This window comes from Halobacillus sp., assembly GCF_049282395.1.
Lineage (GTDB): Bacteria > Bacillota > Bacilli > Bacillales > Halobacillaceae > Halobacillus.
In genome coordinates this window covers 1-5,085 of sequence record NZ_JBAPTY010000380.1, presented here as the reverse complement: position 1 = coordinate 5,085, position 5,085 = coordinate 1, and the positions used below count along the sequence as shown (strand labels likewise).

Genomic DNA, 5,085 nt, shown 5'->3' with positions numbered 1-5,085 from the left:
CAGCTCCAGGCTAGTTTTGGTGCCTAGCCTCTCGAGGTCTTAAGTCCAACCATGACAGGAAGAAGGGCGCTTCCTTTCATGGTCGTTCTTAAGCTTGTCGAGGCTGGACAAGGCACCTCCACATTTGTCCGTCCAGTCCATACGCCACTGACCAAGGTGCTTCCGCTTTTAACCTAGAAGTCTTCATCGTCCCCTTACGGACCCAACCGAATCAGAAACTGGCAACCAATTAAGAGATGAGAAAAACATGCGACCATGAGGCTATTTTCATACTATAACAATTCCAACTGCCTTTTATGGAAAATAAGTAGTTAGGATTAAGCCTTGGAAATAAGAAGCAAAGTAAGTGGTTTTTTGGGTTGAGCATCCATCAATACCTTTTATAAATGAAGATAAAAAAGACCGTCGAGAGAGTCTCGACGGTCTGGCAACCTTTATAAAGGGGGGAAGTTAACTTCCGCTAGTTGTTTTTTTCTTTTTAAGTCCAGCTTCTTTCGCATCTTCATTAAATGTCTTATATAGCGAGAAGCAGATAAGAATCATGATAATGGTGAAAGGAAAAGCTGAAATAATGGCTGCTGTCTGTAAGGCGCCTAATCCACCTTGCCACAGAAGTACGGCAGCAGCTCCGGCTTGAATAACACCCCAGGTAAATTTCACTTGGTTTTTAGGGTTCAAGCTGCCATTGGTCGTTTGCATTCCAAGAACGAAAGTAGCTGAGTCAGCTGACGTTATAAAGAATGTGCTGATTAATAGAAGACCAATAATAGACATAACCCCGCCTAGAGGAATGTGATCTAGCATGGAGAATAGAGCAACCTCTGTACCAAGTTCATTTACATCGGATATGATGTTAACGCCATCGAAATATTCTAGAGAAATGGCTGTACCACCAAATACGGAGAACCAAAGAGCACCAAAGACGGTTGGTACTAGAAGTACACCTAAAATAAATTCACGGATCGTACGGCCTTTAGAAACACGCGCAATGAAGGTTCCTACGAATGGAGCCCAGGACAGCCACCAAGCCCAGTAGAATATGGTCCAGTCTTTGACCCAAGTACTATCTTCTGCGAATGGTGTCAGACGGAAGCTCATATATGGAAGGTCCCGTACATACGAACCGAAAGTGGTCGTAAAGAAATCCATAATAAAGTTCGTAGGTCCAGCGAAAAGCGTAAAGACCAAAAGGAGAATAGCCAACACAATGTTGGTATTACTCAAGTATTTAATTCCTTTATTTAAACCAGTCATCGCTGAGGTCATAAACAGTACGGTTACCGCAGCAATAATGATTAATTGCAGAGTGAACGTATCTTGTAGCCCATCGAAGGTATAGGCCAGTCCACTTGAAATCTGCAAAGCACCAAGACCTAGAGAAGTAGCTACACCAAAGATTGTCGCAAATACGGCAATAAAGTCAATCAGTGTTCCTAGTGGACCTTTCACTCGTTTCTCCCCTAATAAAGGAGCTAAAGCAGCACTGATCACGCCTGGCGCATCTTTTCTGAACTTGAAATAAGCAAGTGCAAGAGCAATTACAGAGTAAAATGCCCAAGGGTGTAAGCCCCAGTGGAAGAAACTGTATTTCATGGCTGATTGTGCGGCTTCTTCCGTTGCAGGTTCTTGTCCAATAACAGGTGGAGTATGGAAGTGGGAAAGCGGCTCTGCTGCTCCCCAGAATACTAGCCCGATACCCATACCTGCACTAAACAACATAGCGAACCATGTGATATATGGGTATTCCGGTTCGTCATCAGGCTTTCCTAATTTCAATTTACCAAATTTAGAAAAGACTAAATAAATAGCGAAGATGAGGAAACCAGTAGCTGATAAGAGATAGAACCAGCCAAACTTATCGGTCAAGAAACCTTGAATATTAGATGTTATGTTACTTAAATTCCAAGTAGGAAGCACTTCCTCAGGGATGACTCCCCAAGCGATAAATAGTAGTGCTACAACTACTGAAATGTAGAATACTTTTGAAACCTGTTTCACTTTGATCATCCCTTCTTACATTATTTGTCCAGCATTTCTGGAAAAAAGTGTTACTGTCCATAGCAGTCATGGACTAATTTCTGCTGCTTATGAGACATGTTTTGAAGTTCCTCCAGTACATCATGAAAACATAATAGTTCATAAATGAGAATAGTTTGTTGCGGTAGATGGTGTCTGTACCTAGAGTCCCGTTGCACATGCTCTTCTTTCCATTTCCAAAAGACTTGATCCAGCTTTTCGACCCTTGTAAACTGATCTTCACTAATAGTATGAGTGGGATCTTGCAGTACTTTAACATAATTCTCAGTCAGCCCCTCAAGCAGATCGATTTCAGCCTCCGTAAAATCTGCAGCCTTTGTATTTACATACTGAAGGTTCCCCAGATGATAAGCGATTTGTTGAAAAGTTCTGAGCTTCTTCTGAGAAAATTGAAAGGCTAACATTTCTTCTTTCGTATGTCTGTGATATTTCCACTCTTCTCTTTGGAATTGAGACAGCTGATATGTTCTTTCCAGATGGGCAGTCAACTGGCGATAGGATTTTTGAATCCCACGATTTTTCTCTTTAGAATCTGCAGTAATGCTTGATATTATACGCTGGAGCAGGACACCAGCCTGATTATACAAATCATTAATATTTTTGTAAATCATGGGGGAATAGTTAGGTGGTAAAAGGAAAAAGTTTACAAGGGTCGAAAGAACGATGCCAATTGAAGTAGTACCCAATCTACTAAAAAACGAAACAATATGATGGTCTTGAAATTCAGGAATCATAGCAGTGGCTGTAATAGTGGCCACAATAATTCCGTCATCCAGTTTTAATTTATGGCAGACCGCTATTGTCAGCATGGCTACCAGTGCAAAAGTTAAAGCTCCCTTGCCAAGGAAACTGTAAAAGACGGTCGCTAACAAAGCCCCGATAGCAGAGGCAGGGAAGCGTACCAACGCTTTTTTAATCGAATCAGCAGCCGTATGCTCAACTGTAACAATGGCTGTTATGACGGCAAAAACGATAGGCAAATTAAAAAAACCACAAATTAGTGCGGTTAAAAATACTGAAATCCCCGTTTTTAAAGTACGTCCACCTAAAATTTTAAAACGCTTCAATTTTTGAAACATACATACCACCTAAATTTTTAATAACTGCCCAAAGGTTAACGATTAAATATTATAACCTAAATTTCTATATAACGATAGCCGAAATCCACATTCTTCTTATATAATAGTGTAGTTGGAAATACATAACAGTGGAGGGACTACTATGAAACGATTGGGTATATTTTTTGTAATGATTCTGGTGTTAGCTGCTTGCGGCGGTGTAAATGGTCAAGATGGCGGGGAAAAAGATCAAGAGAAGAATAAAGAGCAGACAACGCAGGAGACAGATGAGAAAGAAGATTCAGCTAATAAAGAAAAGGAAGAAAAAAATAATGTTGAGAAAGAAGAGAAAAACGAGAAATCAGAAGAAGCGACTGCCGAAGTGTCACCTGAAGAGTCCAAAGAAGCTCAGTATCAGATTACTGGTAACTGGGGGTTTGAACCGATAAAAGATGCTGATCCTAAAGTAGCTCTTTTAACGATAGATGATGCTCCGGATAAACATGGAGTGGAAATGGCGAAAACGTTAAAAGCAGCGGACGCTCCTGCTATATTCTTCGTAAACGGCCACTTTATTGATTCCGAAGAAGGGAAAGAAAAGCTTAGAAAAATTCACGAATTAGGATTCCCGATCGGGAACCACACGATGACCCATGCCTCTTTACCTGACTTATCGAAAGAAGAACAAAAAGAAGAGATCATAGAATTGAATGATAAAATTGAAGAAATCATTGGCGAACGTCCAAAATTTTTCCGTGCGCCTTTTGGTCAAAATACGGATTACTCCAAACAGTTAGCTGCTGAAGAAAAGATGCTGCTTATGAATTGGACCTATGGGTACGATTGGAATGAAGAATATATGGATGCCGATAACCTGGCGGATATTATGGTAAATACGGAATTGCTGGGCAATGGCGCCAACCTTCTTATGCATGATCGTGAATGGACTAAAGATGCTCTTGGAGACATTGTCAAGGGACTTCGAAGTAAAGGTTATGACCTGCTGGATCCTGCTCTCATTAAGACACCAAAATAATATTTAAAAAAGGATGATTACTCGATCATCCTTTTTTTAATGGACTATTATGCGCATCGAAAACATAATATGAAATGAGTATAACTCATTAGTGTGGCACATTTTGAAAAATGTTATACTTTTGGGCTTGATTTTTAGATTGTGCCATATTAAAATGAATGTACATTGAAAGCGATTACAAATTATAAGGAGTGGTTGTTAATGGGTACAATTGTTTGTCAAGACTGTCAAAAAGTGATTGAACACTACGAAAATGAAAAGGTATCTACCCTTTACAGCACATGCCCTACGTGCCATACAACGGAAAAATAAAAGACGCAAAAAGCCCGCTGCCGGAAAAGCAGCGGGCTTTTTTATTTGAAGGCTTTCTGTTCGGTAATGACGTGAATCGTTTCAAGGGTTGAGTCTTCAGGACCTTGCACTGGGAGACCCGCTTGAATATTTTCATGTATATAAGCAATATTATCAGACGTGATGATTTCCCCGGGTATAAAAATTGGAATACCTGGTGGATAAACCATTACAAATTCTGCACTGATCCGTCCTACAGCATCGCGCAAGGGCAATACTTCTGTCGACGCATAAAACGCCTCACGGGGAGAGAGTGAAAGTACCGGTATGTCAGGTACCTTGACCACTATTTCCTTTGTTTCGACTGTCCCTGAGGATTGCTCGGAAAGGTCTGTTAAAGCTTCAATTAGCCGTTCAACATCCTCTTCTCTGTCTCCAGGAGTGATAATACATAAAATATTGTATAAGTCTGAAAGCTCGACTTCAATGGAATAGTTTTCTCTTAACCATACTTCCACATCATACCCGGAGATGCCTAAATTTTTGACAGAGATGATCAGCTTTGTGGGGTCATAGTCATGTGTTGCATCACTGGCTAAAATTTCGTCTCCTGGACAATAGATAGATGGAATTTGATTAAGGCTTTTACGCGCACTATCAGCA

Annotated in this window: 4 protein-coding genes and 1 pseudogene; 2 read left to right on the top strand and 3 right to left on the bottom strand. The window is 40.6% G+C overall.

Features of this window, described 5'->3' with window-relative positions; genetic code table 11:
- Positions 1 to 450: 450 nt before the first annotated feature.
- Together WAM07_RS15930 and WAM07_RS15925 are read right to left on the bottom strand one after the other, a co-directional pair.
- Positions 451 to 1,998 (bottom strand): glycine betaine uptake BCCT transporter, encoded by a 1,548-nt coding sequence (locus WAM07_RS15930; protein ID WP_422168404.1) that lies wholly within the window; start codon positions 1,996 to 1,998, stop codon positions 451 to 453.
- Positions 1,999 to 2,048: 50 nt separating this feature from the next.
- A complete protein-coding gene (locus WAM07_RS15925) occupies positions 2,049 to 3,116 on the bottom strand; it encodes an FUSC family protein (RefSeq protein WP_422168403.1) in 1,068 nt (355 codons plus the stop codon).
- A gap of 142 nt (positions 3,117 to 3,258) precedes the next feature.
- Between WAM07_RS15925 and WAM07_RS15920 the strand changes: the two genes are divergently transcribed.
- Positions 3,259 to 4,131: a polysaccharide deacetylase family protein gene (locus WAM07_RS15920; protein WP_422168401.1), complete on the top strand. Its 873-nt coding sequence runs from the start codon at positions 3,259 to 3,261 to the stop codon at positions 4,129 to 4,131.
- A gap of 201 nt (positions 4,132 to 4,332) precedes the next feature.
- Positions 4,333 to 4,443 carry a GapA-binding peptide SR1P gene (locus tag WAM07_RS15915; protein ID WP_087946068.1) on the top strand — a complete coding sequence of 37 codons (111 nt, stop codon included), beginning with the start codon at positions 4,333 to 4,335 and terminating at the stop codon, positions 4,441 to 4,443.
- Between the two features lie 41 nt (positions 4,444 to 4,484).
- Here WAM07_RS15915 and WAM07_RS15910 read toward each other — a convergent pair.
- Positions 4,485 to 5,085: pseudogene (locus WAM07_RS15910) on the bottom strand (arginine decarboxylase); the annotation flags it as partial.